Origin of the sequence: Erwinia sp. LJJL01 (assembly GCF_047300805.2) — a bacterium.
Taxonomy (GTDB): Bacteria; Pseudomonadota; Gammaproteobacteria; order Enterobacterales; family Enterobacteriaceae; genus Erwinia; species Erwinia aphidicola.
In genome coordinates, this window is sequence record NZ_CP178576.1 from 1,043,521 (window position 1) to 1,067,781 (window position 24,261).

25 protein-coding genes are annotated in these 24,261 nt (G+C 58.5%); 21 read left to right on the forward strand and 4 right to left on the reverse strand.

Features of this window, described 5'->3' with window-relative positions; genetic code table 11:
• The first annotated feature begins 297 nt into the window (after positions 1–297).
• Positions 298–1,179 carry an SIS domain-containing protein gene (locus tag ACLI4M_RS05660; RefSeq protein WP_048914687.1) on the forward strand — a complete coding sequence of 294 codons (882 nt, stop codon included), beginning with the start codon at positions 298–300 and terminating at the stop codon, positions 1,177–1,179.
• A gap of 11 nt (positions 1,180–1,190) precedes the next feature.
• Positions 1,191–2,123 carry a ribokinase gene (locus ACLI4M_RS05665; protein WP_133625011.1) on the forward strand — a complete coding sequence of 311 codons (933 nt, stop codon included), beginning with the start codon at positions 1,191–1,193 and terminating at the stop codon, positions 2,121–2,123.
• A gap of 64 nt (positions 2,124–2,187) precedes the next feature.
• Here the strand turns inward: ACLI4M_RS05665 and ACLI4M_RS05670 are convergent, their stop codons facing one another.
• Positions 2,188–3,522, reverse strand: a complete 1,335-nt coding sequence (locus tag ACLI4M_RS05670; protein ID WP_133622784.1) for a putative bifunctional diguanylate cyclase/phosphodiesterase — start codon at positions 3,520–3,522, stop codon at positions 2,188–2,190.
• A gap of 240 nt (positions 3,523–3,762) precedes the next feature.
• On the opposite strand from ACLI4M_RS05670, the gene ACLI4M_RS05675 reads away from it, so the two are divergent.
• From ACLI4M_RS05675 to yjiA, 7 genes are all read left to right on the forward strand, one after another.
• Positions 3,763–5,085 carry a sensor histidine kinase gene (locus ACLI4M_RS05675; RefSeq protein WP_253539454.1) on the forward strand — a complete coding sequence of 441 codons (1,323 nt, stop codon included), beginning with the start codon at positions 3,763–3,765 and terminating at the stop codon, positions 5,083–5,085.
• A complete protein-coding gene (locus ACLI4M_RS05680) occupies positions 5,082–5,729 on the forward strand; it encodes a response regulator transcription factor (RefSeq protein WP_133622782.1) in 648 nt (215 codons plus the stop codon). Before ACLI4M_RS05675 ends, ACLI4M_RS05680 begins: the two co-directional genes overlap by 4 nt.
• A 71-nt stretch (positions 5,730–5,800) precedes the next feature.
• Positions 5,801–6,283 carry a GlcG/HbpS family heme-binding protein gene (locus tag ACLI4M_RS05685; RefSeq protein ID WP_133622781.1) on the forward strand — a complete coding sequence of 161 codons (483 nt, stop codon included), beginning with the start codon at positions 5,801–5,803 and terminating at the stop codon, positions 6,281–6,283.
• 113 nt (positions 6,284–6,396) lie between these two features.
• Entirely contained in the window at positions 6,397–6,774 is a 378-nt protein-coding gene (locus ACLI4M_RS05690) for a DUF1090 domain-containing protein (RefSeq protein ID WP_133622780.1), read from the forward strand.
• Between the two features lie 257 nt (positions 6,775–7,031).
• On the forward strand, positions 7,032–9,182 hold the full coding sequence (locus tag ACLI4M_RS05695; protein ID WP_133622779.1) for a carbon starvation CstA family protein: 2,151 nt from the start codon (positions 7,032–7,034) through the stop codon (positions 9,180–9,182).
• A gap of 74 nt (positions 9,183–9,256) precedes the next feature.
• Positions 9,257–9,460, forward strand: coding sequence for a YbdD/YjiX family protein (locus ACLI4M_RS05700; protein ID WP_048914688.1), 204 nt, complete (start codon positions 9,257–9,259; stop codon positions 9,458–9,460).
• A gap of 13 nt (positions 9,461–9,473) precedes the next feature.
• Positions 9,474–10,445 carry a GTPase gene (gene yjiA, locus ACLI4M_RS05705; protein WP_133622778.1) on the forward strand — a complete coding sequence of 324 codons (972 nt, stop codon included), beginning with the start codon at positions 9,474–9,476 and terminating at the stop codon, positions 10,443–10,445.
• Positions 10,446–10,484: 39 nt separating this feature from the next.
• Here yjiA and btsR read toward each other — a convergent pair whose 3' ends face one another.
• Together btsR and ACLI4M_RS05715 are read right to left on the reverse strand one after the other, a co-directional pair.
• Positions 10,485–11,213 carry a two-component system response regulator BtsR gene (gene btsR / locus ACLI4M_RS05710; protein WP_048914678.1) on the reverse strand — a complete coding sequence of 243 codons (729 nt, stop codon included), beginning with the start codon at positions 11,211–11,213 and terminating at the stop codon, positions 10,485–10,487.
• A complete protein-coding gene (locus ACLI4M_RS05715; RefSeq protein WP_133622777.1) occupies positions 11,207–12,895 on the reverse strand; it encodes a sensor histidine kinase in 1,689 nt (562 codons plus the stop codon). Before ACLI4M_RS05715 ends, btsR begins: the two co-directional genes overlap by 7 nt.
• Before the next feature lie 150 nt (positions 12,896–13,045).
• Between ACLI4M_RS05715 and ACLI4M_RS05720 the strand changes: the two genes are divergently transcribed.
• The 12 genes from ACLI4M_RS05720 (at position 13,046) to ACLI4M_RS05775 (ending at position 22,751) form a co-directional block, all read left to right on the forward strand.
• Complete coding sequence (locus tag ACLI4M_RS05720) at positions 13,046–14,053, forward strand: LacI family DNA-binding transcriptional regulator (protein WP_048914673.1); 1,008 nt, start codon at positions 13,046–13,048, stop codon at positions 14,051–14,053.
• A gap of 343 nt (positions 14,054–14,396) precedes the next feature.
• Positions 14,397–14,744, forward strand: coding sequence for a multidrug/spermidine efflux SMR transporter subunit MdtJ (gene mdtJ, locus ACLI4M_RS05725; RefSeq protein WP_166643207.1), 348 nt, complete (start codon positions 14,397–14,399; stop codon positions 14,742–14,744).
• A complete protein-coding gene (gene mdtI, locus ACLI4M_RS05730) occupies positions 14,731–15,060 on the forward strand; it encodes a multidrug/spermidine efflux SMR transporter subunit MdtI (protein WP_133622776.1) in 330 nt (109 codons plus the stop codon). The genes mdtJ and mdtI overlap by 14 nt, the downstream gene beginning before the upstream one ends.
• A gap of 50 nt (positions 15,061–15,110) precedes the next feature.
• Positions 15,111–16,013, forward strand: a complete 903-nt coding sequence (gene yddG, locus ACLI4M_RS05735; protein ID WP_133622775.1) for an aromatic amino acid DMT transporter YddG — start codon at positions 15,111–15,113, stop codon at positions 16,011–16,013.
• A 242-nt stretch (positions 16,014–16,255) separates the two neighbouring features.
• Positions 16,256–17,032 carry a transcriptional regulator LldR gene (gene lldR, locus ACLI4M_RS05740; RefSeq protein WP_133622774.1) on the forward strand — a complete coding sequence of 259 codons (777 nt, stop codon included), beginning with the start codon at positions 16,256–16,258 and terminating at the stop codon, positions 17,030–17,032.
• Positions 17,029–18,174 carry an FMN-dependent L-lactate dehydrogenase LldD gene (lldD, locus tag ACLI4M_RS05745; RefSeq protein WP_133622773.1) on the forward strand — a complete coding sequence of 382 codons (1,146 nt, stop codon included), beginning with the start codon at positions 17,029–17,031 and terminating at the stop codon, positions 18,172–18,174. The genes lldR and lldD overlap by 4 nt, the downstream gene beginning before the upstream one ends.
• Before the next feature lie 128 nt (positions 18,175–18,302).
• On the forward strand, positions 18,303–18,494 hold the full coding sequence (gene relB / locus ACLI4M_RS05750; RefSeq protein ID WP_133622772.1) for a type II toxin-antitoxin system RelB family antitoxin: 192 nt from the start codon (positions 18,303–18,305) through the stop codon (positions 18,492–18,494).
• A complete protein-coding gene (locus ACLI4M_RS05755; protein ID WP_133622771.1) occupies positions 18,494–18,769 on the forward strand; it encodes a type II toxin-antitoxin system RelE/ParE family toxin in 276 nt (91 codons plus the stop codon). Before relB ends, ACLI4M_RS05755 begins: the two co-directional genes overlap by 1 nt.
• Before the next feature lie 125 nt (positions 18,770–18,894).
• Positions 18,895–19,356 (forward strand): DUF1348 family protein, encoded by a 462-nt coding sequence (locus tag ACLI4M_RS05760; RefSeq protein ID WP_048914667.1) that lies wholly within the window; start codon positions 18,895–18,897, stop codon positions 19,354–19,356.
• A gap of 3 nt (positions 19,357–19,359) precedes the next feature.
• Positions 19,360–19,905, forward strand: a complete 546-nt coding sequence (locus tag ACLI4M_RS05765; RefSeq protein ID WP_133622770.1) for a TetR/AcrR family transcriptional regulator — start codon at positions 19,360–19,362, stop codon at positions 19,903–19,905.
• 245 nt (positions 19,906–20,150) lie between these two features.
• Complete coding sequence (locus ACLI4M_RS05770) at positions 20,151–22,289, forward strand: putative bifunctional diguanylate cyclase/phosphodiesterase (protein ID WP_133622769.1); 2,139 nt, start codon at positions 20,151–20,153, stop codon at positions 22,287–22,289.
• Positions 22,290–22,415: 126 nt separating this feature from the next.
• Positions 22,416–22,751 (forward strand): hypothetical protein, encoded by a 336-nt coding sequence (locus tag ACLI4M_RS05775; RefSeq protein ID WP_048914664.1) that lies wholly within the window; start codon positions 22,416–22,418, stop codon positions 22,749–22,751.
• A 6-nt stretch (positions 22,752–22,757) separates the two neighbouring features.
• Here the strand turns inward: ACLI4M_RS05775 and ACLI4M_RS05780 are convergent, their stop codons facing one another.
• Entirely contained in the window at positions 22,758–24,209 is a 1,452-nt protein-coding gene (locus tag ACLI4M_RS05780) for a methyl-accepting chemotaxis protein (protein WP_133622768.1), read from the reverse strand.
• Positions 24,210–24,261: the final 52 nt, after the last annotated feature.

Consider the following 24,261-nt stretch of genomic DNA (forward strand, 5'->3'; position numbering starts at 1 on the left):
CCCTTGCGTTATAAGTGACTTTACCCGCCTGGTAAATGGTAAAAATCAAATAACACCGAAAATAAAACTGACAGAGAGTTTTTAATAGTGAAAATTTTACTATCAGTAAAACACTTTTAAAACAGATGTTTATACTTTCATTTTCCTGCCAGTAAAATGAAATCGCGTAATACGATGATTTTATTTTACTCACAGTAAAATGACATAGTAAAACGTTTTACAGCATGTGATCTGGTTAACACTTTTCGTTTACCCCCCATGCTAGTTTACGGATAAAGTTTTCTACGAGCCCTAATCATGCATAACCGACTTAAAGGCAATGAGATATTTTTACTGGCGCGAACGCTTGCACCCGAGCTGGGTAAAAAAGAACGTTCAATTGCCCGCTTTATTGATGACAACCCCCAGTCATTATCTAAAATGTGTATCACGGATATCGCTAATTATCTCAACGTCAGCGTTTCCAGTATTACCAAAGTGTCGAAAAAGCTGGGGTTCACCGGTTTTCACGATCTCAAGCTCAATATTGGCAGGCAGGTTAACTCGCAGGAGGAGATCGTCGATATTCCACTGATCCCCGACTCGGAAAAGTATGTCGAACAGGTTATTGAGAGCACCTTCCTGAATTCAGTGATGGCGCTCCAGGAGTCGTTGAGCGTGATTAACAGCGCGGTGATCAAGGCCGTCGCCTGGCTGTTCATTAACAAGCCGGAAAGCGCGCGCATCTTTATTGCCGGCTGCGGGGGGTCGGGATCGATCTGCGATGACTTCAATCATAAGCTGCTCAAGATTGGCATCTTCTCCTCGGTGTTCAGCGACAGCCACAAGCAGCTGATGACCGCCTCGCTGATGCAGCCGGGCGATATTCTGCTGGCGATTTCGCACTCCGGGCAGACCACCGATATTATCCAGATGGTCAAAGCCGCTAATGAGCACGGTGCCGAAACCATCTGCCTGACCAACTATCCCAACAGCCCGCTCAGCCTGATCGCCAAGCACTCAATTATCTCCTCGGTGAAAAACAACCCGATTACCGGGGAAAATGCCACCACGCGTATTGTCCACCTCAATATTCTGGACGCCATTTTCACCATTATTGCCAGCAAAACCAGTGAAAAGAGCCAGACCAGTTTACACAACACCAGAAATGCGGTGGCGTCCAAACGCACCGCCAATTAAGGGCCGAAATGATGAAACATCATGTTGTTGTTATTGGCAGTCTTAACTATGACATTCTCGTCCAGCAGGATCGCCTGCCGGAGATTGGGGAGACCTTCACCGGTAATGAGCTGATGCTGATGCCCGGTGGAAAAGGCGCAAACCAGGCGGTGCAGTGCGCCAAACTGGGGCTGAATGTGAATATGGTGGGCTGTGTCGGCAACGATATTTACGGTAGCGAACTGCTTAAATCGCTGAGCGAGAACGGGGTTTCCGTGACGCAAATTAGCCAGCGCGGAAAAACCTCCGGCATTGGCATCGTGCAGATCCTCGAGTCCGGTGACTATTGCAGCACGATTATTAAAGGGGCGAACTATCTGATCGGCGAAGCCGATATCACCGACGATCTGTTTCGCGATCGGCCGCTGGTAATACTGCAGTCCGAGATCCCTGAACAGGTGGTGGATCGCGCCATCGCCCTGGCGCGCCAGCACCACTGCCAGATCCTGCTGAACAATGCCCCTGCCCGCCACATCTGCGCGCAGGCGCTCAGCCAGGTCGATTTCCTGGTGGTCAACGAGACCGAAGCCAGCCTGATGAATCAAAGCTCCGTCGCCTCGGTGAGCGATGCCATCGCCTGCGCGGCGGAGCTGCATCAGCGGGTTAATGGCCAGGTGATTATTACGCTGGGGGAAAAAGGCGCCGTGCTGTCGAATCAGGCGGGAGCGCAGCACTATCCGGCGGTGTTTTGCCCGGACGTGGTGGATACCACCGGGGCGGGGGATTCATTTATCGGCGGCATCGCTTACTGCCTGGTCAACCATATTGCCCTGGAGGAAGCGATTCCCTTCGCGGCGGAGATCAGCTCCTGCTCAATTCAGAAATATGGCGGCCAAAGCTCCTTCCCGATGCTGCCCGACGTGGCGCACGCGCTGACGCAAAACCGCCAGCGGCTGTTTGGCTGATGGCGCAGGAGTAATAAAGCCCCGGCGATCGGACCGGGGCTTTGCCTGAAACCGTCAACCTCCTTCACGCGGGCCCCTGTTGCCGATGTTGCAGCGCAAAAGCGCGAAAATCTTCCATACTCAGCGGGCGCGAAAAGTAGAAACCCTGAAACGCCGTACAGCCGAAATCCTGCATCAGCGACCACTGCTCCGCCGTTTCAATGCCTTCCGCCAGCACTTCCAGCTTCAGCTCCAGCCCCATGCGCGCAATATTCCTGGCGATCACGGCACCCTTACGATTTTCACTGGCGCCGGAGATAAAGCTGCGGTCGATTTTGATCTGCTCCAGCGGCAGGCGGCGCAGGTAGCTCAGCGATGAAAAACCGGTGCCAAAATCATCGAGCGAGAAGCGGAATCCGGCGGCGGCCAGGGCAACCATTTTCGCCACCACGGCGTCAATATCGGAGGCAAACACGCTCTCTGTCAGTTCAAGCTTAACCCGCGCAGGGGGGATCTGCGCCCTGTCCGCCTGCTGGATCAGGCGCGCAACGAACTCAGGTTTCATCAGGTGATCCACGGTAACGTTGATCGACAGCGTAAGATGCGCCGTCGCCGGGTTCGCCTGCCAGTGTGCCAGCTCGCGAAAAGCGCTGCCGATCACCCAGTCCCCCACCGCAGGCATCAGCCCGGCCTGCTGGGCAGCGGGAATGAACCCGGACGGTGGCACCATTCCCTTACCCGGCAGCTGCCAGCGCAGCAGCGCTTCGGCTCCGTTAATCTGCCCGGTCGCATTCAGCAGCGGCTGATAAAACAGCACGAATTCGTCATTGTAGAGCGCATGCTGGATCGCGCGGATCTTCTCGCTGCGGCGGGAAAAGTCGGCCTGCATCGCCACGATGCCAGCGCATAAAATCCCCGTGGCTAAAATGACATTCACCAGCGGGATATAAATACGCAATTGGTGTTGCATGGGGTGGGCAAAGGGATAGACCAGGTCGGCACTGCTGAGAATAATAAACGCCAGCAGCGTGCTGGCGATAAGCGCCAGCTGTGCCAGCGTGTGCCTGCGCTGATAATTGATATAGCCCACCAGCGCGATAGTCAGCAGATACAGGTGCGTGGTTCGCGGGATCCCCTGGTCGGGAATATCATAGCGCAGGCAAAACACCACGACGTAAATAAGATGAAGCAGCTGGGCCAGCATCAGCCCGCTGGAAAAATTGCCGCGCATTGCCACCCGCCAGCTGGCCAGGGCTGCACCTGCCATCACCAGCAGTGATTCAACCTCTCCCCATTGGTGCATCAAACTAAATACCGCCAGCCACCCGACAATAACCCCTAAACCACTCAGGAAAGCCATCCGGCAGAGATATTCGAGATGTTCTTCGTTAGGGGTTTTACCTGTTCTTCGTCCTGGCATAATGCAAATAGCTCCAGTGAAATTGGATTTTTTTTATTATTTTAATGTGACTAAAAATAGCGAATCAGAAAGGCTCCAGTGATTTAACGTATTTTCCGAAACGCGTCAACAATTTACATATGGCACTCATTACTCATTTTCGTTACCGGGACCGGTCCTGTTCAACTCGCCGCACGGTTGATTCCTGGTAATAATTAAGGCTCAATCAGGCAGCCCATTTGATATAAGGATAAACTGGTGATGCCTCCGCTCATAAAACGCAGCCTGATCGTCTGGCTGATCCTGATGCTGATCCCGCTGGTGCTGGTGCCTGGCATGCAGCTTTATCAGCAGTGGAAAAGCTTTGAGGCCTCTTTTCAGGCACTGGAAACCCAGATTGCCTACCGCTTAACGCAAAATGCCGCCGTGCTGCCGCTGATCTCCCCCGGCAGCGATGCCGCCGCCCTGAACCATAAATTTCCGCAAATTGTGGCGATTGAGCCGCTGCCTGCCAACGCTTCGCAGGAGATCCGCATTACCCCAGCGGACAATGGCCGCTACTGGCTGAACAACCCCTGGCAGCAGGTGCGCGAACTGGTCGACTTCCGCCCGGTGATTGACGACGCGAGAAAACAGTCTGGCTTTCAGCATCTGGCGCTCAACTGGCAGGGCACCGTGCTGCTCAGCTCCCAGGCTCAGGAGAGCAGCGGCTGGTGGCACTGGAGCACCACCTTCGCCCAGGAGCTGCAGCCGTTCACGCTGACGGCCAGCGCATCGCCACGGTGGCAGGCGCTCGCACTGTGGCCACCGCTGCTGCTGGCGGTATTGCTGACGCTGATGATGGTGTTCGTGCACCAGTACCAGCGCCAGCGCCAGGCCGACCGCCGCGCGCAGTTTTATCAACATACCCGGCTGAATGCGCTGGGGGAAATCACCACCGGCATGGTGCATGAGATCAATCAGCCGCTGGCGGCGATTCAGAACTGGTTAAAGGCGGCACAGCATTTGCTGGCCAAAGGCGACGTCAGCCAGATACCTGCCGCGCTGGAAGGCGCGCTGGGTCAGACACAGCGCATCGCATCGCTACTACAGCGTTTTCGCGACCATCTGGAACAGCGTGAAGTCACGCTGGGCGCGGTAGAGATCAAACGCGTCTGGACGCGAGTGGAGGATCTGCTGGCGCGTGAAATTCGCGAAGGCGATATCACCGTGCAGCGCGACTTCTCCCCGCCTTCCCTACAGGTAAAAGCCGATCCGCTCTGGCTGGAACAGGTGCTGCACAACCTGCTGAGCAATGCGATACAGGCGCAAAGCAGCCAGCGCAAAGGCTGGGTGCAGGTGCACTGCCGCCGCGAAGAGGAGAGCGTGGTGCTAACCTTAACCGACGGCGGGCGCGGATTCTCAACCGAAGGAATGGAGCAGGCGCTGATGCCGTTTTACACCACCCGCAGTGAAGGAATTGGCCTTGGGATGTCGCTGGCTGAAACCCTGATGTTGCGCATGAACGGCAAAATCACCCTCGCCAACCATGCGGGCGGTGGTGCCTGTATCCAGTTGCATTTTCAGTTATGGGAGCAGCAATGAGTACCTCACCTATCTGGCTGATTGACGATGATGCCTCAATCCGCGACTCACTCAGTTTTCTGCTGCAAACGCTGGGCTGGCAGGTCACTACCTACAGCAGCGTGGCCGCCTTTGAAGCCGATAGCAGCGTAACGCCCACGCTAACCGGCTGCCTGCTGATGGACATTCGCATGCCCGGCAAAAGTGGCCTGAGCTGGCTGGAGGAGACCTCGCAGCACTATCCGCTGGTTCCGGTGATCCTGATGACCGGGCACGGCACCATCGACCTCTGCCGCCGCGCCTTTCAGCACGGTGCCTGGGAGTTTTTCACCAAGCCGCTCGACAGCGACAAGCTGATCGACTGCATCAGCGAAGCGCTGGTAGAGAGCGAGCAGCGGGCCGCGCAGCAGCAGGAGCGACAGCTGCTGGAGAACAAATTCGCCCAGCTCACCCTGCGTGAACGCGAAGTGCTCGAACTGCTGGTCGAGGGCCAAAGCGCCAAGGAGATCGCCCGCGCACTTTCGCTCTCACCGCGCACTGCCGAAGCTCATCGCGCCTCGATCTTCGCCCGGCTGGAAGTCAGCAGCCTCGCCCCGCTGGTCTGGGAGTACGCCCGGCTGAAAATGCTGTCGCAACCTGGTAAATCTACCAGGTCGAACGGGTAATTAACCGAATAGTTGTTACAGGGTATATTTCGCAAAATAGGGTTCTCTGAAAAATAACCGGAACCTCTAAAATGAAACTGACCTTCCCTGTACTCGCCGTTCTGGCTGGCCTGACGGCTCAGCCCCTGCACGCCGCCACCCTGACCGAAAAAAACATCTCACTGCAGCAGGCTAACGACCTCGCTGCTGCGGTGATCAAATCCTGCTCGGCCAAAAATTACAACGTTAGCGTGACCGTACTGGATCGCGGCGGCAATGTGAAAGCCCTGCAGCGCATGGACAATGCTGGCCCGCACACCATCGAAGCCAGCAAGATGAAAGCCTTCACCGCGCTCAGCACCAAAAACCCGTCTGGCAAAGTGATGGAAGCCGCTCAGTCTAACGCGGGCGCCGCCGGCATGCGTGAAGTCCCTGGCTTCCTGCTGCTGGCTGGCGGCCTGCCGCTGCGTGACGGCGACCAGGTGATCGGCGCAGTCGGCGTGGGCGGAGCACCGGGCGGCAATCTGGATGAGCAGTGTGCTCAGGCCGCAGTGGATCGCGTTATCAAAGGCTGATTACGCCTCGCGGGGTAACTTCCGCTCTTCCCTTCCCCGGCTGGCGATGCTGGCCGGGTTCCAAATCTTAAATTCCTCGGCTGAGCTGGGGATAAATCACAGAGGTATTCACCATGAAAATTCGTCTTCTGATGGCTTCACTGCTGATGGTCATGGGTTCAGCTCATGCCGCTGAAACCCTGACCGGCTGTGCCGCGAAACGTGCCGAAGTGGCGCAGCAGATCCAGTACGCCGAAGCCCATGGCAACAGCGCACAGAAAGCCGGTCTGGAGAGAGCGCTGAAAGAGATCGATCAGCACTGCACCGACAGCAGCCTGATGGCCGACCGTCAGCAGAAAGTGCAGGAAAAGATGGAAAAAGTCGCCGAGCGCCAGGCCGACCTGCGCGAAGCTCAGGCCGGTGGTAGCAGTAAGAAAATTGCTAAACAGCAGGAAAAACTGGCACGCGCCCAGCAGGAACTGCAGGAAGCACGCGACAGCCTCAGCCAGTAATCACTTCAACATCGGGCTAACGGGTGGTTTTTACCACCCGAGCCAAGGCCAGCTGCCAAACACCTTGACATCAACGAGACCTTAATCACAGTTTTCAATCCCTTAACTGCGCCGAAAAACCGCTTAGTCCGGCGAGCAACCGCTTATCGTTCTATACAACCGCTCAAGCAATAATCCCCCCTGATGGTATTGAAATTCGCCACCATAGACCCGTCTCTCTTACCCCTTTTTTCAACACGAAAATGACCAGGTTCCCTATGAATAAAAATAATTTTTTCAAACATATACCCTGGATGATCCTCGGCATCATCGGGGCTTGCTGCCTGGCTGTGGTGGCGCTCAGGCGCGGCGAACATATCAGCGCGCTGTGGATTGTGGTGGCCTCGGTATCGGTCTATCTGGTGGCATATCGCTACTACAGCCTGTACATCGCCCAGAAGGTGATGAAGCTCGACCCAACGCGCGCCACGCCTGCGGTGATCAATAACGACGGCCTCAACTATGTGCCGACCAACCGCAACGTGCTGTTTGGTCACCACTTTGCTGCCATAGCCGGCGCTGGCCCGCTGGTCGGCCCGGTGCTTGCGGCGCAGATGGGCTACCTGCCCGGCGTACTGTGGCTGCTGGCTGGCGTCGTGCTGGCCGGGGCGGTGCAGGACTTTATGGTGCTGTTTATCTCACAGCGGCGCAACGGTGAATCGCTGGGCGAGATGATCAAAAAAGAGATGGGTGCCGTGCCGGGCACCATTGCCCTGTTTGGCTGCTTCCTGATCATGATCATCATCCTCGCCGTGCTGGCACTGATCGTGGTGAAAGCCCTGGCGGAAAGCCCGTGGGGCGTGTTTACCGTCTGCTCGACGGTGCCGATCGCGCTGTTTATGGGCATCTATATGCGCTTTATCCGCCCGGGGCGCGTCGGGGAAATTTCGCTTATTGGCGTAGTCCTGCTGGTCGCCAGCATCTGGTTTGGCGGCGTAGTGGCCCAGGATCCGTACTGGGGCCCGGCGCTGACCTTTAAGGACACCACCATCACCTTTACTCTGATCGGCTATGCGTTTATCTCCGCGCTGCTGCCGGTGTGGCTGATCCTCGCGCCGCGTGACTATCTCGCCACTTTCCTGAAGATCGGCGTGATCGTTGGCCTGGCGATCGGCATCGTGATCCTCAACCCGGAGCTGAAAATGCCGGCGCTCACCCAGTACATTGACGGCACCGGGCCGCTGTGGAAAGGGGCGCTGTTCCCGTTCCTGTTTATCACCATCGCCTGCGGTGCCGTCTCCGGCTTCCACGCGCTGATCGCCTCCGGCACTACGCCAAAGCTGCTGGCCTGCGAAACCGATGCGCGCTTTATTGGCTACGGCGCGATGCTGATGGAGTCCTTTGTGGCGGTGATGGCGCTGGTGGCGGCATCGATTATTGAGCCGGGTCTCTACTTTGCCATGAACACCCCGCCTGCGGGCCTCGGCATTACCATGCCAAATCTGCACGAGCTGGGCGGCGATAACGCGCCGCTGATAATGGCGCAGTTAAAAGATGTCACGGCGCAGGCCGCGGCCACCGTCAGCTCTTGGGGCTTTGTGATTTCACCTGAACAGATCATGCAAACCGCTAAGGACATCGGCGAGCCTTCGGTGCTCAACCGCGCCGGCGGTGCGCCAACGCTGGCAGTGGGGATCGCCCACGTGTTCGATAAAATCATGCCGATTGCCGATATGGGGTTCTGGTATCACTTCGGTATCCTGTTCGAAGCGCTGTTTATCCTGACCGCGCTGGATGCCGGTACGCGCTCCGGCCGCTTTATGCTGCAGGACCTGCTCGGCCACTTTGTGCCGTTCCTCAAGAAAACCGACTCGCTGCTGGCGGGCATCGTGGGCACGGCGGGCTGCGTCGGCCTGTGGGGTTATCTGCTGTATCAGGGCGTGGTTGATCCGCTGGGCGGGGTGAAAAGCCTGTGGCCGCTGTTCGGCATCTCCAACCAGATGCTGGCTGCCGTCGCGCTGGTGCTGGCGACCGTGGTGCTGATTAAGATGAAGCGCACGCAGTATATCTGGGTAACGGTGCTGCCTGCTGTGTGGCTGCTGATCTGTACCACCTGGGCGCTGGGGCTTAAGCTGTTTAGCAGTAACCCGCAGATGGAAGGCTTCTTCTATATGGCCGGGGAGTATAAAGCGAAGGTGGCGGCAGGGGGTGAGCTGACGGCGAAGCAGATCGCCGACATGAACCATATCGTGATCAATAACTACACCAACGCAGGCCTGAGCATCCTGTTCCTGGTGGTGGTTTACAGTATTATCTTCTACGGTTTCAAAGCCTGGCTGAAAGCGCGCCAGATCGCGCAACCGACCGATACCGAAACGCCGTACGTGGCGGTGCCGAAAGAGGGGGTGAAGATTTCATCCGGCCATTAGCCACCGTGTGCGGGACATATCCCGCACTTTCGCAGGGGCTGGGCATGCCCAGCCCGCACAACGGGGAAGACACGATGTTCGACAACTTAGGCGCGGCAAAAAAATACCTCGGCCAGGCGGCGAGGATGCTGGTCGGTATTCCTGACTACGATACTTATGTGCTGCATATGCAGACCCATCATCCGGACAAACCGATGATGACCTACAAAGAGTTCTTCCGTGAGCGCCAGCAGGCGCGCTACGGCGGAGATGGCAAAGGCGGCATGCGCTGCTGCTGATAAGGAAAACACCATGAAACCGATTGCCGTTACCGTGCTCACCGGCTTTCTCGGCGCGGGCAAAACCACCCTGCTGCGCCACATTCTGCACGATCAGGATGATTACAAAATCGCGGTGATCGAGAACGAGTTCGGCGCCGTGGCCGTAGACGATCAGCTGCTCGGCGCACGCGCCACGCAGATCAAAACCCTGACCAACGGCTGCATCTGCTGCACGCGCTCCGGCGAGCTGGAGCAGGCACTGCTGGAGCTGCTCGCCAGCCTCGATAGCGGTGACGTTACCTTTGACCGTCTGGTGATTGAATGCACCGGCATGGCCGACCCCGGCCCGATTATTCAGACCTTTTTCGCACACGAGGTGTTGTGCGAGCGCTATCTGCTTGATGGGGTGATCGCGCTGGTCGATGCCGTACACGCCGAACAGCAGATGGACCAGTTCACTCTGGCGCAGTCGCAGATTGGCTATGCCGACCGCATTCTGCTGAGCAAAACCGACGTTGCCGGAACCCCAGCCAATCTGCTGGCACGGCTGCAGCGCATCAACGCCCGCGCGCCGGTTTATCCGGTGGTGAACGGTGAGATAGACCTCAGCCTGCTGTTTAACACCCGCGGTTTTATGCTGGAAGAGCAGGTCATCAACAGCGCACCGCGCTTTAATTTTATCGCCGATAAGCACAACGATATCAATTCAGTCGTGGTCGAGCTGGACTACCCGGTCGCGCTGGAGGCAGTATCAAAAGTCATGGAGGAACTGCTGTCCGGGTTCGCCGACAGCCTGCTGCGCTACAAAGGCATGTTGTGGATCGACGGTCAGCCCTGCCGCCTGCTGTTCCAGGGCGTGCAGCGCCTGTACAGCGCCGACTGGGACCGGGAATGGCAGCCCGAGGAGCAGCCCGCCAGTACGCTGGTGTTTATCGGCGTACAGCTGCCGGAAGCGCAGATCCGCACCGCATTTGCCGCGCTGAAGCCGCAGCCTGTCATTTAAGCGACACCCTGCCGTGTAAACTACAACCTGCCGTGTAAACTACAGCCCCAGCGCCTCCTTCAGGCTCTTGAGATAACGGCGGCTCACCGGCACGGTATGACCATCACGCAGCAGCAGTTCCGCCTGGCCGTTATCCTCCAGGCGGATCTCTTTCAGATGCGCCATATTCACCAGATACTGACGGTGGCAGCGCAGCAGCGGCGTGCGGTGCTCCAGCACCCGCAGCGTCAGCTCGGTAAACCCCTCCTTGCCGTCGTGGCTGGTGACGTAAACGCCGCTCAGGCGGCTGCTGACAAACGCCACCTCCTCCATCTGTAACAGCCAGATGCGGCTGTGCCCACTGCACGGAATAAACTTCAGCGGCTGCTGGCTCTCCGGCAACACCGAGACATCCTGCACCTCCTGCTGCTGATGGCCCTGGCGCAGGCGCGCCAGCGTCTTGCCCAGGCGCGCTGCCTCTACCGGCTTCAACAGATAGTCAAAGGCGTGCTCCTCAAAGGCCTGCACCGCAAACTCGTCAAAGGCGGTGAGAAACACAATCCACGGCCGCTGCTGCGGATCAAGCATGCTGACCATCTCCAGCCCGCTGATGCGCGGCATCTGGATATCGAGAAACACCACGTCTGGCCGCAGCTTGTGCACCATGGCGATGCCCTCAATGGCGTTGCCGCACTCGCCGACAATCGCGATATCGCCCTCCTGCTGTAGCAGGATGCGCAGGTTCTCCCGCGCCAGCGGCTCATCATCGACAATTAAAACGCTTAACATACTGGCTCCTCCAGCGGCAGGCGCAGGGTAATACGGGTAAAACGGTCCGGCTCGCAGGTCACGCTGATGCCGTAGCCGTCACCAAAACGCACGCGCAGGCGCTTATCCACCAGGCTCATGCCCAGCCCGCTGCCTTCACTCTTTGGCTGGTACAGCCCGGCGTTATCCTCAATCGCCAGCAGCAGATGCTGCCCGTCGCGGCTGGCGCGCAGCGTAATCTCGCCGTTGCCCAGCAGCTGTGAGGTACCGTGCTTGATCGCGTTCTCGACGATAGGCTGCAGGGTAAAGGCGGGCAGCTGGTGATGCGCCAACTCCGGCGGCACCAGCAGCTGCACGCAGAGCCGCGACTGAAAGCGCGCCTGCTCGATCTGCAGATAGGCATTTACATGCTCAATCTCATTGGCCAGCGTAACAATCTCCGACGGCCGCTTGAGGTTCTTGCGGAAGAAGGTCGACAGATACTGCACCAGCTGCCCGGCCTTGTCGCTGTCGTGGCGGATCACCGCCATCAGGGTATTGAGCGCGTTAAACAGGAAGTGCGGGTTGACCTGCGCATGCAGCAGTTTGATCTCTGACTGCGCCAGCAGCGCCTTCTGCCGCTCATACTGTCCGGCGAGGATCTGCGCCGACAGCAGCTGCGCGATGCCCTCTCCCAGCGTGCGGTTAATCGAGCTGAACAGGCGGTTACGCGGCTCGTAAAGTTTGATGGTGCCGATCACCCGCTGGTTTTCCCCGCGCAGCGGGATCACCAGCGTCGAACCCAGCTTGCAGTTAGGGTGCAGCGAGCAGCGATACGGCACTTCATTGCCGTCGGCGTACACCACTTCGCCGCTGTCGATAGCGCGCCAGGTCAGGGAAGAGGAGATCGGCCTGCCCGGCAGATGGTGATCATCACCGGTGCCGGTAAACGCCAGCAGCCGCTCGCGGTCGGTGATGGCCACCGCGCCGATATCCAGCGCCTGATACAGCACCTGCGCCACCTTCATGCTGTTCTCTTCGTTAAACCCCTGGCGCAGTATCCCCTCGGTTGAGGCCGCTACCTTGAGTGCGGTGGCGGAGAACGCCGAGGTGTACTTCTCAAACATCGCCCGCTTGTCGAGCAGAATGCGCATAAACATCGCCGCACCGACGGTATTCGTCACCATCATCGGCGCGGCAATGCTCTGCACCAGGTGCAGCGCATCGTTAAATGGCCGGGCGATCAGCAAAATAATCGCCATCTGCATCAGCTCGGCAAAAAAGGTGACCAGCCCTGCGGTGAGCGGGCTGAAGACCTTATCGCTGCGCCCGCGCCTGATCAGCACGCTGTGCACCACGCCGCCAATCAGCCCTTCGGCGATGGTCGAGATCATGCAGCTCAGCGCGGTCATGCCGCCAAGGGAATAGCGGTGCAGCCCGCCCGTCAGCCCCACCAGCCCGCCGACCACCGGCCCCCCCAGCAGCCCGCCCATCACCGCGCCAATCGCCCGCGTATTGGCAATCGAATCTTCAATATGCAGGCCAAAATAGGTGCCCATAATGCAGAAGATCGAGAAGGTGATGTAGCACAGTAGCTTGTGCGGCAGCCGCACCGTGACCTGCATCAGCGGGATAAACAGGCGGGTTTTACTCATCAGCCAGGCGATAACCAGGAACACACACATCTGCTGCAGCAGCAGTAAAATCAACGTAAATTCGTACATCCCTATAGCCCCCCGTTCAGGATGTTTGCAACATACACCGCTGCGCGGCAATTTGCCTGGCCTGGCACGACAAAATGCGAGCCGCTACGCAGGAAATATCCTGAAAAGATGGTTTACTGTCCGGCAAACCACCTCAGAAACACCTCAGAAATGAAATTTTCCATCAAGCAGATCGCCGCTCAGGCTGGCGTCAGTAAAGCCACGGTCGACCGTGCGCTGCATCAGCGCGGCGCGGTTCACGCCCAGACGGAGCGCCGAATAGCGCAGGCGCTGCGCGACCTTGAACAGCAGCAGCGCATGAGCCTCGCCAGCGGCCGCACTATCCCGATCGACGTTATCCTGCATACGCCCACGCGTTTCAGCCAGCTGGTGACCGATGCGCTGCTGGCGGAGATTGCCAGCTTTGCCCCTTTCCGCCTTACCCTGCGCCTGCATGTCTTTGAGAACACCGACCCCCAGCAGATCCGCCGGCTGATGCAGCGCTGCGCCAGCGACAGCTACGGCATTATTCTCAAGGCGGAAAATGACCGCATGCTGACGGAGGTTATTGAAGAACTGCTAAAGCAACGGGTGCCGGTAGTGACGCTGGTGACCGACCTGCCGGACAGCCAGCGCATTCGCTACGTCGGTATCGACAACCACTCGGCCGGGCATACGGCGGCGTATCTGATGGCGCGCCTGCTGGGGCAGCGCACGCCACAGGTGGCAGTGGTAACGGGCAGCGAACGCTTTCAGGGGGAACAGGATCGCGCCGCCGGGTTCTGCGCGGCGCTGGCGCAGATGGCCCCGGCGTTGACCACGCTGCGCATCAGCGCCGGATACGGCATCGATCACCCCACTTTTTGCGCGCTGGCGCAGCAGCTGGAGCGCCATCCGGCACTGGGGGCGGTGTACTGTGCAGGCGGCGGCAACAGCGCCATCGTGCGCGCTTTTGCCGCTGCCGGGCGGGAAATCGCGGTATTCATCGGCCACGACCTGGATAGTGAGAACCGCCAGCTGCTGAGCGAGGGAAAAATGGACCTGCTGATCCACCACGAGCTGCAGCAGGATGCACGCTGCATTTTCCAGAGCCTGCTGGCCTTTCACGGCTATATCCCACAGCCTGAAGTGAGCGCGCCGTTCTCACGCGTCAGTGTGATCACGCCATGGAACGCTTAAGCAGTCGGAATAACTAAACAAACCATCAATACCAGGGTAAAGAATCGCAAACAGCAAGATAAACACCACATCCGCATGTTATAACAGAGCCGTGTTCAACTACCGGAGACAATTTCCTTTCCGCACCGACGAAAAGCAACAACGCGGATAAGTTGTAAAAATTATGGATAATATGGTCAGGCTCGACCCCATCATGCAGTGCCCCGCTTTCTCTTCTGCCTTATCCCTTTCCGGTGAACAACACTGGCGTAACGCGCTTTAGTCCCGCTTTAACCCTACGACATTAAGCTGTTATATCCTGCCGCCAAGGCGGGCGCGTTATCCCCTGTTCTGTGGAAAATAAATCATGCTGTACTGGATGTTACTGGCTCTGGCGATCGCGCTGGAAATCACCGGCACCCTGCTGATGAAATGGTCTAGCGTAAGCGGCAATCCGGCGGGCTACCTGCTGATGCTGCTGTTGATTGCTCTCTCTTATATTGCCCTGTCGATTTCGATTAAAAAAATCGCCCTCGGCGTCGCTTACGCGATGTGGGAAGGCGTGGGTATTCTGTTTATTACGCTGTTCAGCGTGCTGCTGTTTGACGAGTCGCTCTCGCTCATGAAAATCGCCGGACTGGCGACGCTGGTGGTGGGCATTGCGCTGATTAAATCCGGCACCCGCACGGGAGGCCGTCATGTCAGCGTTTGAGTGGATTCATGCCGCCTGGCTGGCGGGTGCGGTGGTGCTGGAGATTGCTGCCAATATCTTTCTCAAGCTTTCCAACGGCTTTAAGCGCAAAGGCTACGGTCTGCTGTCGCTGCTGGCGGTGCTGGCGGCGTTCAGCGCGCTGGCCCAGGCGGTAGAAGGGATCGAGCTGTCGGTCGCCTACGCGCTGTGGGGTGGCTTTGGCATTGTGGCCACCATCGCGGCAGGTCGTGCGCTTTTCGGCCAGCGCCTGAGCGGCAAAGGTTGGCTGGGCGTGCTGTTGCTACTGGTCGGTATGGTGCTGATTAAATTCGCCTGACGGGCTGCCAGCCTGTAAAGTCAGCTAAAAATTTTCGGGCAGCGGATAATATGGATTACAGAAAAGCAACGGGGATTGGCCTCATCGCCATCCTGCTGTGGAGCACGATTGTCGGGCTGATACGCGGCGTCAGCGAGGGGTTAGGCCCGGTCGGTGGCGCCGCCGCTATTTACAGCCTCAGCGCGCTGATACTGCTGGTGACGGTCGGCCTGCCCAGGCTGAATACCTTTCCGCGTTCCTATCTGCTGCTGGGCAGCCTGCTGTTTGTCAGCTACGAAATTTGCCTCTCTTTATCCCTCGGCTATGCCGCCAGCAGCACCCAGGCCATTGAAGTGGGAATGGTTAACTATCTCTGGCCGGCGCTAACGGTACTGCTGTCGATAGCGGTGCTGCGGCAAAAGTGCAGCCTGCTGATCGTTCCCGGTCTGGCGCTTTCGCTGATCGGCATTTGTCGGGTGCTGGCGGGCGATCATCCGCTGTCGCTGGCGGAGATTGACCGCAGCGTCGCCTCGAACCCGCTCAGCTATGGGCTGGCCCTGAGCGGCGCGCTGATTTGGGCGCTGTACTGCGTGGTAACCAAAAAAATCGCCAACGGCAGCAACGGTATCACCCTGTTCTTCCTGCTTACTGCACTGGCGCTGTGGCTGAAATACTTCTCCGCTCCGCAGCCGGAGATGGTGATGAACTGGCGCGTCGGCGCTTGTCTGGCGCTGGCGGCGCTGGCGATGGGTTTTGGCTATGCCGCGTGGAATATTGGCATCCTGCACGGCAATGTCACCGTGCTGGCGACCGCCAGCTACTTTATTCCGGTGCTATCGGCGCTGCTCGCCGCCCTGCTGCTCAACTCCAGCCTCTCCTTAGCCTTCTGGCAGGGCGCAGGGATGGTCAGCGCGGGATCGCTGATCTGCTGGTGGTCAACGCGGCAAAAGGGTCAGCGCGGGGGGGGGCGGTGAACAGCGCTGTTGTAGCTGATTGGCTTGATGAGTTCCCATCTCCCAGCCAGATCATAACGAACGGTCCTACCAATTCAGAAAAAATCTGAATCCCGTCCACAGAAAACTAAAAAACTGCGCGCTGCGATTGTCTTTTCTGCACAAAATATTAACTATCAGCCCCTGAAAGCCGTAGATGCGCTGAATTGGTCGGACCGAGTTCAGCGGCGGAAATCCCTTCCACCAGCAGGAGCTGCCCAGACATGACCACCCGCGCTGACCACCTGGCGAGCCGCATTCAGGCGCTGATCGCGCAGCGACAGCTGGCCCCCGGCAGCCGCCTGCCTGCGGAGCGCAAGCTGGCGCAGGAGCTGACGGTATCACGCTCTTCGCTGCGCGAAGCACTGCAGAAGCTGGTCGGCGAAGGCGTCCTGTTCAGCCGCACCGGCGGTGGACACTATCTGTGTGACGCGCCCTCGCCGTGGTCGGAACAGCGTATTGTGCAGCCGCTGAAAGCGCTGGTCGCCGCCGATCCGGACTATCGCGATGACATTCTTGAGGCGCGCCACGCCATTGAAGCCAGCACCGCCTGGTTTGCCGCACTGCGCGCCACCGATGCCGATAAAGCAAAGCTGCAAACCTGCTTCGATGCCACGCTGAATTGTACCGAGAGCGATGCCCCGGAGCTGGCGGCGCAGGCCGACGTGCGCTTTCATCTGGCGATTGCCGAAGCCTCGCACAATGTGGTGCTGCTGCAGACCATGCGCGGCTTCTTCGATCTGCTGCAATCTTCGGTGATGCACAGCCGCCAGCGCATTTACAGCGCGCCGCACATTTTTGCCCAGCTGACCGAACAACACGAGGAGCTGCTGCTGGCGATCCTCGCCGGGGAGCCGGAGCGCGCCAGCCGCGCCGCCCGCGTCCACCTCGGCTTTGTCCACAGCACGTTGAAAACCATGCAGGAAGATGATGCCCGGCAGCAGCGCAGTACCCGCCTGCCGGACGATACAATCGATACACTCCAGGGAGAGAAACGATGATTATTTCAGCCGGCACCGACTACCGCGCCGCCGCAAAACGCATTCTGCCGCCGTTCCTGTTTCATTACATCGACGGGGGTGCCTACGCCGAACATACCCTGCGCCGCAACGTGGATGACCTGGCGAATATCGCCCTTAAGCAGCGCGTGCTGAACAACATGTCCGAGTTGAGTCTGCACACTACGCTGTTCAACGAAACTCTGGCGATGCCGGTGGCGCTGGCACCGGTCGGGCTGTGTGGCATGTACGCACGCCGTGGCGAAGTGCAGGCGGCGAAAGCGGCGGCGGCGAAAGGCATTCCATTTACCCTTTCCACCGTCTCGGTGTGCCCGATTGAAGAGGTGGCTCCGGCGATTAACCGCCCAATGTGGTTCCAGCTCTACGTGCTGAAAGATCGCGGCTTTATGCGCAACGCGCTGGAACGCGCTAAAGCCGCGGGCTGCTCGACGCTGGTGTTTACCGTGGATATGCCCACCCCGGGCGCGCGCTACCGCGATGCCCACTCCGGTATGAGTGGCCAGAACGCCGCGCTGCGCCGCTACTGGCAGTCGGTTACCCATCCACAGTGGGCGTGGGACGTTGGGCTGAACGGCAAACCGCACGATCTCGGCAATATCTCCACCTACCTCGGTAAACCGACCGGGCTGGAAGACTATATCGGCTGGCTGGCGAACAACTTCGACCCGTCGATCTCGTGGAGCGATCTGGAGTGGATCCGCGAGTTCTGGGACGGCCCGATGATCATCAAAGGCATCCTCGACGCTGATGATGCGCGCGATGCGGTGCGCTTCGGCGCCGACGGCATTGTGGTCTCTAACCACGGCGGTCGTCAGCTTGATGGGGTGCTGTCAACGGCGCGTGCGCTACCCGCCATTGCCGACGCGGTAAAAGGCGACATCACCATTCTGGCCGACAGCGGCATCCGCAACGGCCTGGATGTGGTGCGCATGATTGCGCTGGGTGCCGACAGCGTGCTGCTGGGCCGCGCTTATCTTTATGCGCTGGCGACCGCGGGTCAGGCGGGCGTGGAAAACCTGCTGACGCTGATTGAGAAAGAGATGCGCGTGGCGATGACGCTGACCGGCTGTAAAACCATTGCCGATATTTCGCGGGAATCGCTGGTGAACCGCGGCCTGGCATAAGGCTTGCTTCACTTTCCGCAGTGAGCGGAAAGTGAGGCTAACGTTTCCTGAACCCATCAATAACTTAATTGGTTTGCCCGCCAGGAACCGTTATACTGATTATAAATCCATCAGTTATGGAGCGAATCATGACCCACAAATTATCCCCTATCGTCTCGGAGTTTGAGACACAGGAGCAAGCGGAAAGCTATGACCGCTGGTTTCGCGATAAAGTCGAAACGGCCATCAACAGCAAGGCACCGCACTCCCCGCATGATGAAGTCATTGCCGGGGCAAAAAAAATGATTAAACAAGTGAAAGCAAGGAGAAAGCTGGCTTAATGCTCCCCATCAAATGGACTGATGAAGCAAAGAGGGACCTCTACGCACTTATTGCTTTCATTGCTGAAGAAAACCCTTACGCAGCGGAATCGCTGCTCCAGCAATTGCAGGAGTCTATTCTGCCTGTCGCTGAGCATCCCTATATGTTTCGCGCGGGCAGGGTTCCCGGAACCCGAGAAATTGTGGCCCATCCCAATTACATCCTCATTTACAAGGTCCTTAATGATGCCATTCTGGTGCTGGGCGTGCTTCATTCGCGTCGTGAGTATCCGTAGCGCATTATCACTCCCTCTCGCTTTTGTCTGTTTGAACATAAAAGGGGGCACAATCATTCCGCACTGGACACGGACTGTAACGATCGGTACAGTCAAGGCTCTTTAGTACACAAGCGGAGTTTTCCATGTCAGCTCTTGTCCCTCCCTTTACCCGTGAAAGCGCCATCCAGAAAGTTCGCCTGGCGGAAGATGGCTGGAACAGCCGCAACCCTGAAAGAGTGTCGCGGGTCTACACCCCCGACAGCCAGTGGCGCAACCGCGCCGAGTTCGTCAGCGGGCGTGAGGAGATCGTCTGCTTCCTCACACGCAAATGGGCCAGGGAGTTGGACTACCGCTTGATCAAGGAGCTGTGGGCGTTTGGCGATAACCGCATCGCGGTGCGCTTTGCCTACGAATGGCATGACGATAGCGGCAACTGGTTCCGCTCCTTTGGTAATGAGAACTGGGAGTTTGATAAGCAGGGGCTGATGCAACAGCGCTTCGCCTGCATCAACGATCTGCCGATTAGCGCGGACGATCGCAAGTTCTTCTGGCCGCTCGGCCGCCGCCCGGACGATCACCCCGGCCTGTCTGAGCTGGGACTGTAAGCGATGCGCAGCGTATATCAACGCGAGGACGTGCTGCCGCTGGTGGCGGGCGTATTCCGCGAGCTGGGCTATGACGGCACCAGCATCAGCCGCATTACGGAAAAGACCGGGCTGGGAAAAGGCAGCCTGTATCACTTTTTTCCCGGCGGTAAAGAGGAGATGGCCGCCGCGGTGCTGGCCGAGGTCGACAGCTGGTTTACGCTGAATATCTTCACTCCGCTGCATGAGCAGGCAGCGGCCAGCGCCATCCCTGCCATGTGGCAGGCGGTGGAGAGCTATTTTCACTCCGGCCAGCGCATCTGCCTGCTGGGCGCATTTGCACTGGATGAGACGCGCGACCGCTTTGCCAGCACCATCAGCCGCTACTTCTCGCGCTGGATTGAGGCGCTGACTGCCGCGCTTATTCGCAACGGGCAGCAGGCCGCATCAGCGCGGGAGAACGCTCAGGACGCGGTGCTCGGTATCCAGGGGGCCATCACTCTGTCGCGTGCAATGAACGACCCCGCACTCTTTACTGCCGCGCTGGTGCGCCTCTCGCAGCGCCTGTAACGCGGGTTTGGTACCAGGCAAATCGACCGCCACCCGCTCAATCTGCGGGCTGCCGATGGCGTAAATCCGCAGAGAGGGTTATACACAACCTTACGCCTCCTTTCCGCATGATTTTTTTCACTAATTTCAGACAATGCGTCATTTAATAACATCTTAATATTTGCCAATAATAGCCGATAAGGTAGTGTTTACTCTTTACAGAACCCGTGCTTACTGGGGCTACTCATCGTCTTTCCGGAACTTCAATGAAAATCGAACACAGCACGGTTGCTGAACTACGCCGCGAGTTTATGCGCAACGTTGTCGCACCAGTGGTTGCGGTCGTGGTGTTCGCCCTGCTGGGATGCGGATTTACCGCGTACTGGGTAACGGCACAGAGCAATGCGAAAGCAGAAGAAAAACAGCAGCAGGTCATTGAAAATATTTTTGCCCAGCATCTGGCTGATTTTGGCAACCAGCATAAAAATCTGCTGAAAGGCGCGGATTTACTGGTACAGATGGCAAAGCCGGACGAGTTTGGCAGCTGGCTCTACAGCCTCGCCGGTGACAACGAAATCTATCTGATGGACGCGCAGCACCGGCCAATTGCCGCCTGGCTGGCTGGCCGCGCAGCCCCGCTTTCCCGCTATGGCGGTGTCAGTCAGTCGCTCGCCAACTGGCTGCATCCTGCCGGCGGGGAGGATTTCACCCGCGATTTTATCCGCCTGCGCGGGCGGGTGGCGGAAGTGGTCATTGGCAGCCTGCCGGGCGATCGGGCTAATCGCCAGCTGGTGTTTATCCGCTATCTGCACTACAGCTTTATCGATTTTCTTGAACACCGTGGCGTCGTCAGCCGCTTCCGCTTTATCCCCAGCGATCCTGAACAGGCCAACAGCGCCGGTTTTCTGCTGACCTCGCAGCGCGGTATCCCGGTCAGCAGCGTCTCGTGGGAGCCGATGCGCCCGGGCACGCAAATGCTGAAAGTCACCGGGCCGCTGATTGCGGTGGCGATCCTCAGCATTACTCTGATGTGCATCCTGATGACGCACCGCCTGTGGTTCTCCTCGCTTAAACTCTCCAGCTCAATGCGTCGCCTGGCCGCCAGCGAAGCGCACGCCAGGCATCTGGCGCATCACGATACCCTAACCGGCTTGCCAAACCGTGCCTGGATTGAGGAGCAGCTCAACCGTCGCCTCTTCCAGCTGCCGCTAAAGGGCGAAAAACTGGCGCTGCTGCTGCTCGATCTCGACCGTTTTAAAATGATCAATGATACCTACGGCCATCATACGGGTGACGATCTGATCGTCGAAATCGGCCAGCGCCTGTCAAGACTGCTGCCGGGAGAGAATGCCGTGGGCCGTCTCGGCGGCGATGAGTTTGTGGTGATGCTCAGCAAGATCGAGAGCGAACAGCAGGTCGCGGAGATGTGCCAGCAGATCATCACCCAGCTGGCCGCGCCGATGACGCTGCGCGGCCACAAGCTGTGGGTTGGCGTCAGCATCGGTGTGGCGCTGGCTCCCGAGCACAGCACGGACCTGCTGGAGCTGATGCGTAAGGCGGATATTTCGCTGTACGCCGCCAAAGCGGAGGGCGGCGGGCGCTACTGCCTGTTTATCCCAATGATGGATGAAGCGCTGCAAAAGCGTCAGCGGCTGGCCCAGCAGCTGCGTATGGCGCTGGAAAACAATCATCTCGGACTGATGCAGTGGTATCAGCCGATTATGGATATCAGCGGCACTAGGCTGTTCGCCGTCGAAGCCCTGCTGCGCTGGCAGCACCCGACGCTGGGCGCCATTTCGCCGGCGGAGTTTGTGCCTATAGCGGAGGAGACCGGGCTGATTATTCCGCTCGGCGAGTGGGTGATTGAGCAGGCGTGCAGGCTGGCAACCCGCTGCCCGAAGCTGATCGTCGCAATCAATGTTTCGCCACTGCAGTTCCTGGCGCCCGGCTTTGTTGATACGCTGCGCGAAATTATCACCCGCCACAACGTAAATCCGCGTCATATCGAGCTGGAAATTACCGAGGGCGTGTTGCTGGAAGATGAGCAGCAGGCGCTGAGAACCATCCGCACCCTGCGCGCGGCCGGGTTCTGCATCGCGCTGGATGATTTTGGCACCGGCTACTCCAGCCTGAATTATTTGATCCAGTTCCCGGTGGATACGATTAAAATCGACCGCGCATTTATCCAGTCGCTGGGGGTACGTGCGAATTCGGCCACTATCGTGAAGTCGGTGATCAACCTCGGTCACAGTCTGGGGATAACGGTCACAGCGGAAGGCGTGGAAACCGAAGAGCAGCGTTTAATGCTGGAAGCCGCCGGCTGCGACCGGCTGCAGGGTTTCCTGCTGAGCCGCCCGCAGCCGGCGGAGCAGTTACGTCAGCTGCTCCTGGAAAAATTCACCTGACCAACGGGCGGACCGAACAAAATGGTCCGCCCCTACAGGACAATATAACCGTAGGGGGCGACCCTTTTTTCCGGTCGCCCCGTGCCAATGATTCGCAGCAAAATTTAACCTAATAAACGGAATAAAATGAAAAAGCTCTCCCTGGCAATAATCATGCTGGCCATCGCACTGCTGACCTGGTGGTTTGGTTTTCGCACTCCGCCGCACGACCCGCACTATGACGCCGCCGCCTGCGTGGCGCTGGATGTGCTGGGCACGCCAACCAGCGAGCAGGATTTTGTCGAGAAAATCCGCACGGTGATCGTCAACGAGAACAACTCATACTCGTTCAAACAGGTGAGCTACGACGACCAGCAGGGCCAGATGTCGATCGCTAAATATCGGGCGTTAAGCGCAGAGCAGAAAGCCACGGCGGCCAAAGACGTCGACAGCTGCATCCGCGTGATCTCCGCCAGCCACTGATTGTCCTCAGGCGAAGCGGAACACCGCAATCGCCTGCTGAAGCGCCTCAGCCTGCTGCTGCTGCTGCTGTGCAACCTCCAGCGTCTCCGCTACGTGCTGCAGGTTGTGCTGCACGCTGCTGTCAATGCTCTCCACGCTCTCCTTCATCTGCGTAATGCTGCTGAGCTGCTGGTCGTTCATTTGCATCAGTTCCTCAACCAGCTGCGCCAGGCCGCTGATAGTGGCGATCGCTTCCTGCATGGTTTTGCCTGCTGCGGCTACCTGCTCGCTGCCGCTTTGGCTGCGTTCCACCGAGGTGGCGATCAGTGTACGGATCTCCTTCGCCGCGTTTTCACAGCGCATCGCCAGGGTGCGCACCTCCGCCGCTACCACGGCAAAGCCCTGGCCGTGCTGACCGGCGTTGGCGGCTTCTACCGATGCATTTAGCGACAGGATATTGGTCTGGAAGGCGATGCCGTCGATCAACTCCAGAATCACGTTAATGCGCCGCGACTCCTGCTCGATCTGCGCCATTGAGCCGATGGCCTGTTCGAGATTTTCACCTCCACGCCGCGCCACCGCATTAGCCTCGTGCGCCAGCTGCTGTACCGCATGGGCTTTTTTGCTGGTCAACGAGGCCGCCGCATTCATCTGCTCCATCGCGCTCGCCGCCACAGCCAGCGCGTGCGCCTGCTCATCGGTGCGCTGCGACAGTGCGGCATTACGTTGCAGAATACTGTCGGACTCCTCCAGCAGCAGCCCGACGCCATCACTGACGCGGTTTAGCGTGCCGTGCATGGCGCCGAGCGTGGTGCTGAAGGTCCGGGCGAACGGCGTGCTGCTGCGGCTGTCTTCCGCCGTCAGCGTCAGGCGGCCCGGCTCGCGGTTGATCCACGCGGCTAACTGCGCCACTTCGCTGGCGGCACGGGCATCCGCCGCCATGCGCTGCGCAATGAAAATCAGAATGGCGGTTTGTGCCACGACGAATACCGCGTGGAACAGCACCATATGAAAACCCGGGTGCGTAAAGCAGACGATGCCGTAAAGGTCGTTTTCCTGCAAATAGTTGAACAGGGCGTGATGAATCGCGGCGGTGGCGGCACCCATCAATAACGGGCGGTAGTCGCGGTAGGCTAGCAGTGCCGAGAGCAGCACAAAAATAGAGAAGTGATATTCGACTTCACCTTCTCCAAGCTGGATCATCAGCGCCGAAAAGGCGATCAGGGTAACGGCAAACCACAGGCGGGTGGCCAGGCTTCCCGGCAGCAGCGCGCGCAGCAGTGTGCTGGCGAACGCCAGCGCGCCGCCGACAATCAGCGCCAGCATCAGCGAATCCATCACCCAGCCCACCACACTGGTGATAGTGAACATCCCCCACACCAGAAACAGCATCAGCAAATCGGCCTGGCGCCAGATTTTTTCCAGCGAGATAACTTCTACCGCCTGACCATTGCCCTGCTGAAACGTTGTAGCGTCCATAGGTACCCCAAAAAGAGAGATGATTGAGCAGATCATCGGCACGCGCTGGGTA

What these genes read in the sequence shown, in the direction of transcription:
- ACLI4M_RS05660 (WP_048914687.1), top strand. Translation starts at nt 298, where the DNA reads ATGCATAACCGACTTAAAGGCAATGAGATATTTTTACTGGCGCGAACG.
- ACLI4M_RS05665 (WP_133625011.1), top strand. Translation starts at nt 1,191, where the DNA reads ATGAAACATCATGTTGTTGTTATTGGCAGTCTTAACTATGACATTCTC.
- ACLI4M_RS05670 (WP_133622784.1), bottom strand. Translation starts at nt 3,522, where the DNA reads ATGCCAGGACGAAGAACAGGTAAAACCCCTAACGAAGAACATCTCGAA.
- ACLI4M_RS05675 (WP_253539454.1), top strand. Translation starts at nt 3,763, where the DNA reads ATGCCTCCGCTCATAAAACGCAGCCTGATCGTCTGGCTGATCCTGATG.
- ACLI4M_RS05680 (WP_133622782.1), top strand. Translation starts at nt 5,082, where the DNA reads ATGAGTACCTCACCTATCTGGCTGATTGACGATGATGCCTCAATCCGC.
- ACLI4M_RS05685 (WP_133622781.1), top strand. Translation starts at nt 5,801, where the DNA reads ATGAAACTGACCTTCCCTGTACTCGCCGTTCTGGCTGGCCTGACGGCT.
- ACLI4M_RS05690 (WP_133622780.1), top strand. Translation starts at nt 6,397, where the DNA reads ATGAAAATTCGTCTTCTGATGGCTTCACTGCTGATGGTCATGGGTTCA.
- ACLI4M_RS05695 (WP_133622779.1), top strand. Translation starts at nt 7,032, where the DNA reads ATGAATAAAAATAATTTTTTCAAACATATACCCTGGATGATCCTCGGC.
- ACLI4M_RS05700 (WP_048914688.1), top strand. Translation starts at nt 9,257, where the DNA reads ATGTTCGACAACTTAGGCGCGGCAAAAAAATACCTCGGCCAGGCGGCG.
- yjiA (WP_133622778.1), top strand. Translation starts at nt 9,474, where the DNA reads ATGAAACCGATTGCCGTTACCGTGCTCACCGGCTTTCTCGGCGCGGGC.
- btsR (WP_048914678.1), bottom strand. Translation starts at nt 11,213, where the DNA reads ATGTTAAGCGTTTTAATTGTCGATGATGAGCCGCTGGCGCGGGAGAAC.
- ACLI4M_RS05715 (WP_133622777.1), bottom strand. Translation starts at nt 12,895, where the DNA reads ATGTACGAATTTACGTTGATTTTACTGCTGCTGCAGCAGATGTGTGTG.
- ACLI4M_RS05720 (WP_048914673.1), top strand. Translation starts at nt 13,046, where the DNA reads ATGAAATTTTCCATCAAGCAGATCGCCGCTCAGGCTGGCGTCAGTAAA.
- mdtI (WP_133622776.1), top strand. Translation starts at nt 14,731, where the DNA reads ATGTCAGCGTTTGAGTGGATTCATGCCGCCTGGCTGGCGGGTGCGGTG.
- yddG (WP_133622775.1), top strand. Translation starts at nt 15,111, where the DNA reads ATGGATTACAGAAAAGCAACGGGGATTGGCCTCATCGCCATCCTGCTG.
- lldR (WP_133622774.1), top strand. Translation starts at nt 16,256, where the DNA reads ATGACCACCCGCGCTGACCACCTGGCGAGCCGCATTCAGGCGCTGATC.
- lldD (WP_133622773.1), top strand. Translation starts at nt 17,029, where the DNA reads ATGATTATTTCAGCCGGCACCGACTACCGCGCCGCCGCAAAACGCATT.
- relB (WP_133622772.1), top strand. Translation starts at nt 18,303, where the DNA reads ATGACCCACAAATTATCCCCTATCGTCTCGGAGTTTGAGACACAGGAG.
- ACLI4M_RS05755 (WP_133622771.1), top strand. Translation starts at nt 18,494, where the DNA reads ATGCTCCCCATCAAATGGACTGATGAAGCAAAGAGGGACCTCTACGCA.
- ACLI4M_RS05760 (WP_048914667.1), top strand. Translation starts at nt 18,895, where the DNA reads ATGTCAGCTCTTGTCCCTCCCTTTACCCGTGAAAGCGCCATCCAGAAA.
- ACLI4M_RS05765 (WP_133622770.1), top strand. Translation starts at nt 19,360, where the DNA reads ATGCGCAGCGTATATCAACGCGAGGACGTGCTGCCGCTGGTGGCGGGC.
- ACLI4M_RS05770 (WP_133622769.1), top strand. Translation starts at nt 20,151, where the DNA reads ATGAAAATCGAACACAGCACGGTTGCTGAACTACGCCGCGAGTTTATG.
- ACLI4M_RS05775 (WP_048914664.1), top strand. Translation starts at nt 22,416, where the DNA reads ATGAAAAAGCTCTCCCTGGCAATAATCATGCTGGCCATCGCACTGCTG.
- ACLI4M_RS05780 (WP_133622768.1), bottom strand. Translation starts at nt 24,209, where the DNA reads ATGGACGCTACAACGTTTCAGCAGGGCAATGGTCAGGCGGTAGAAGTT.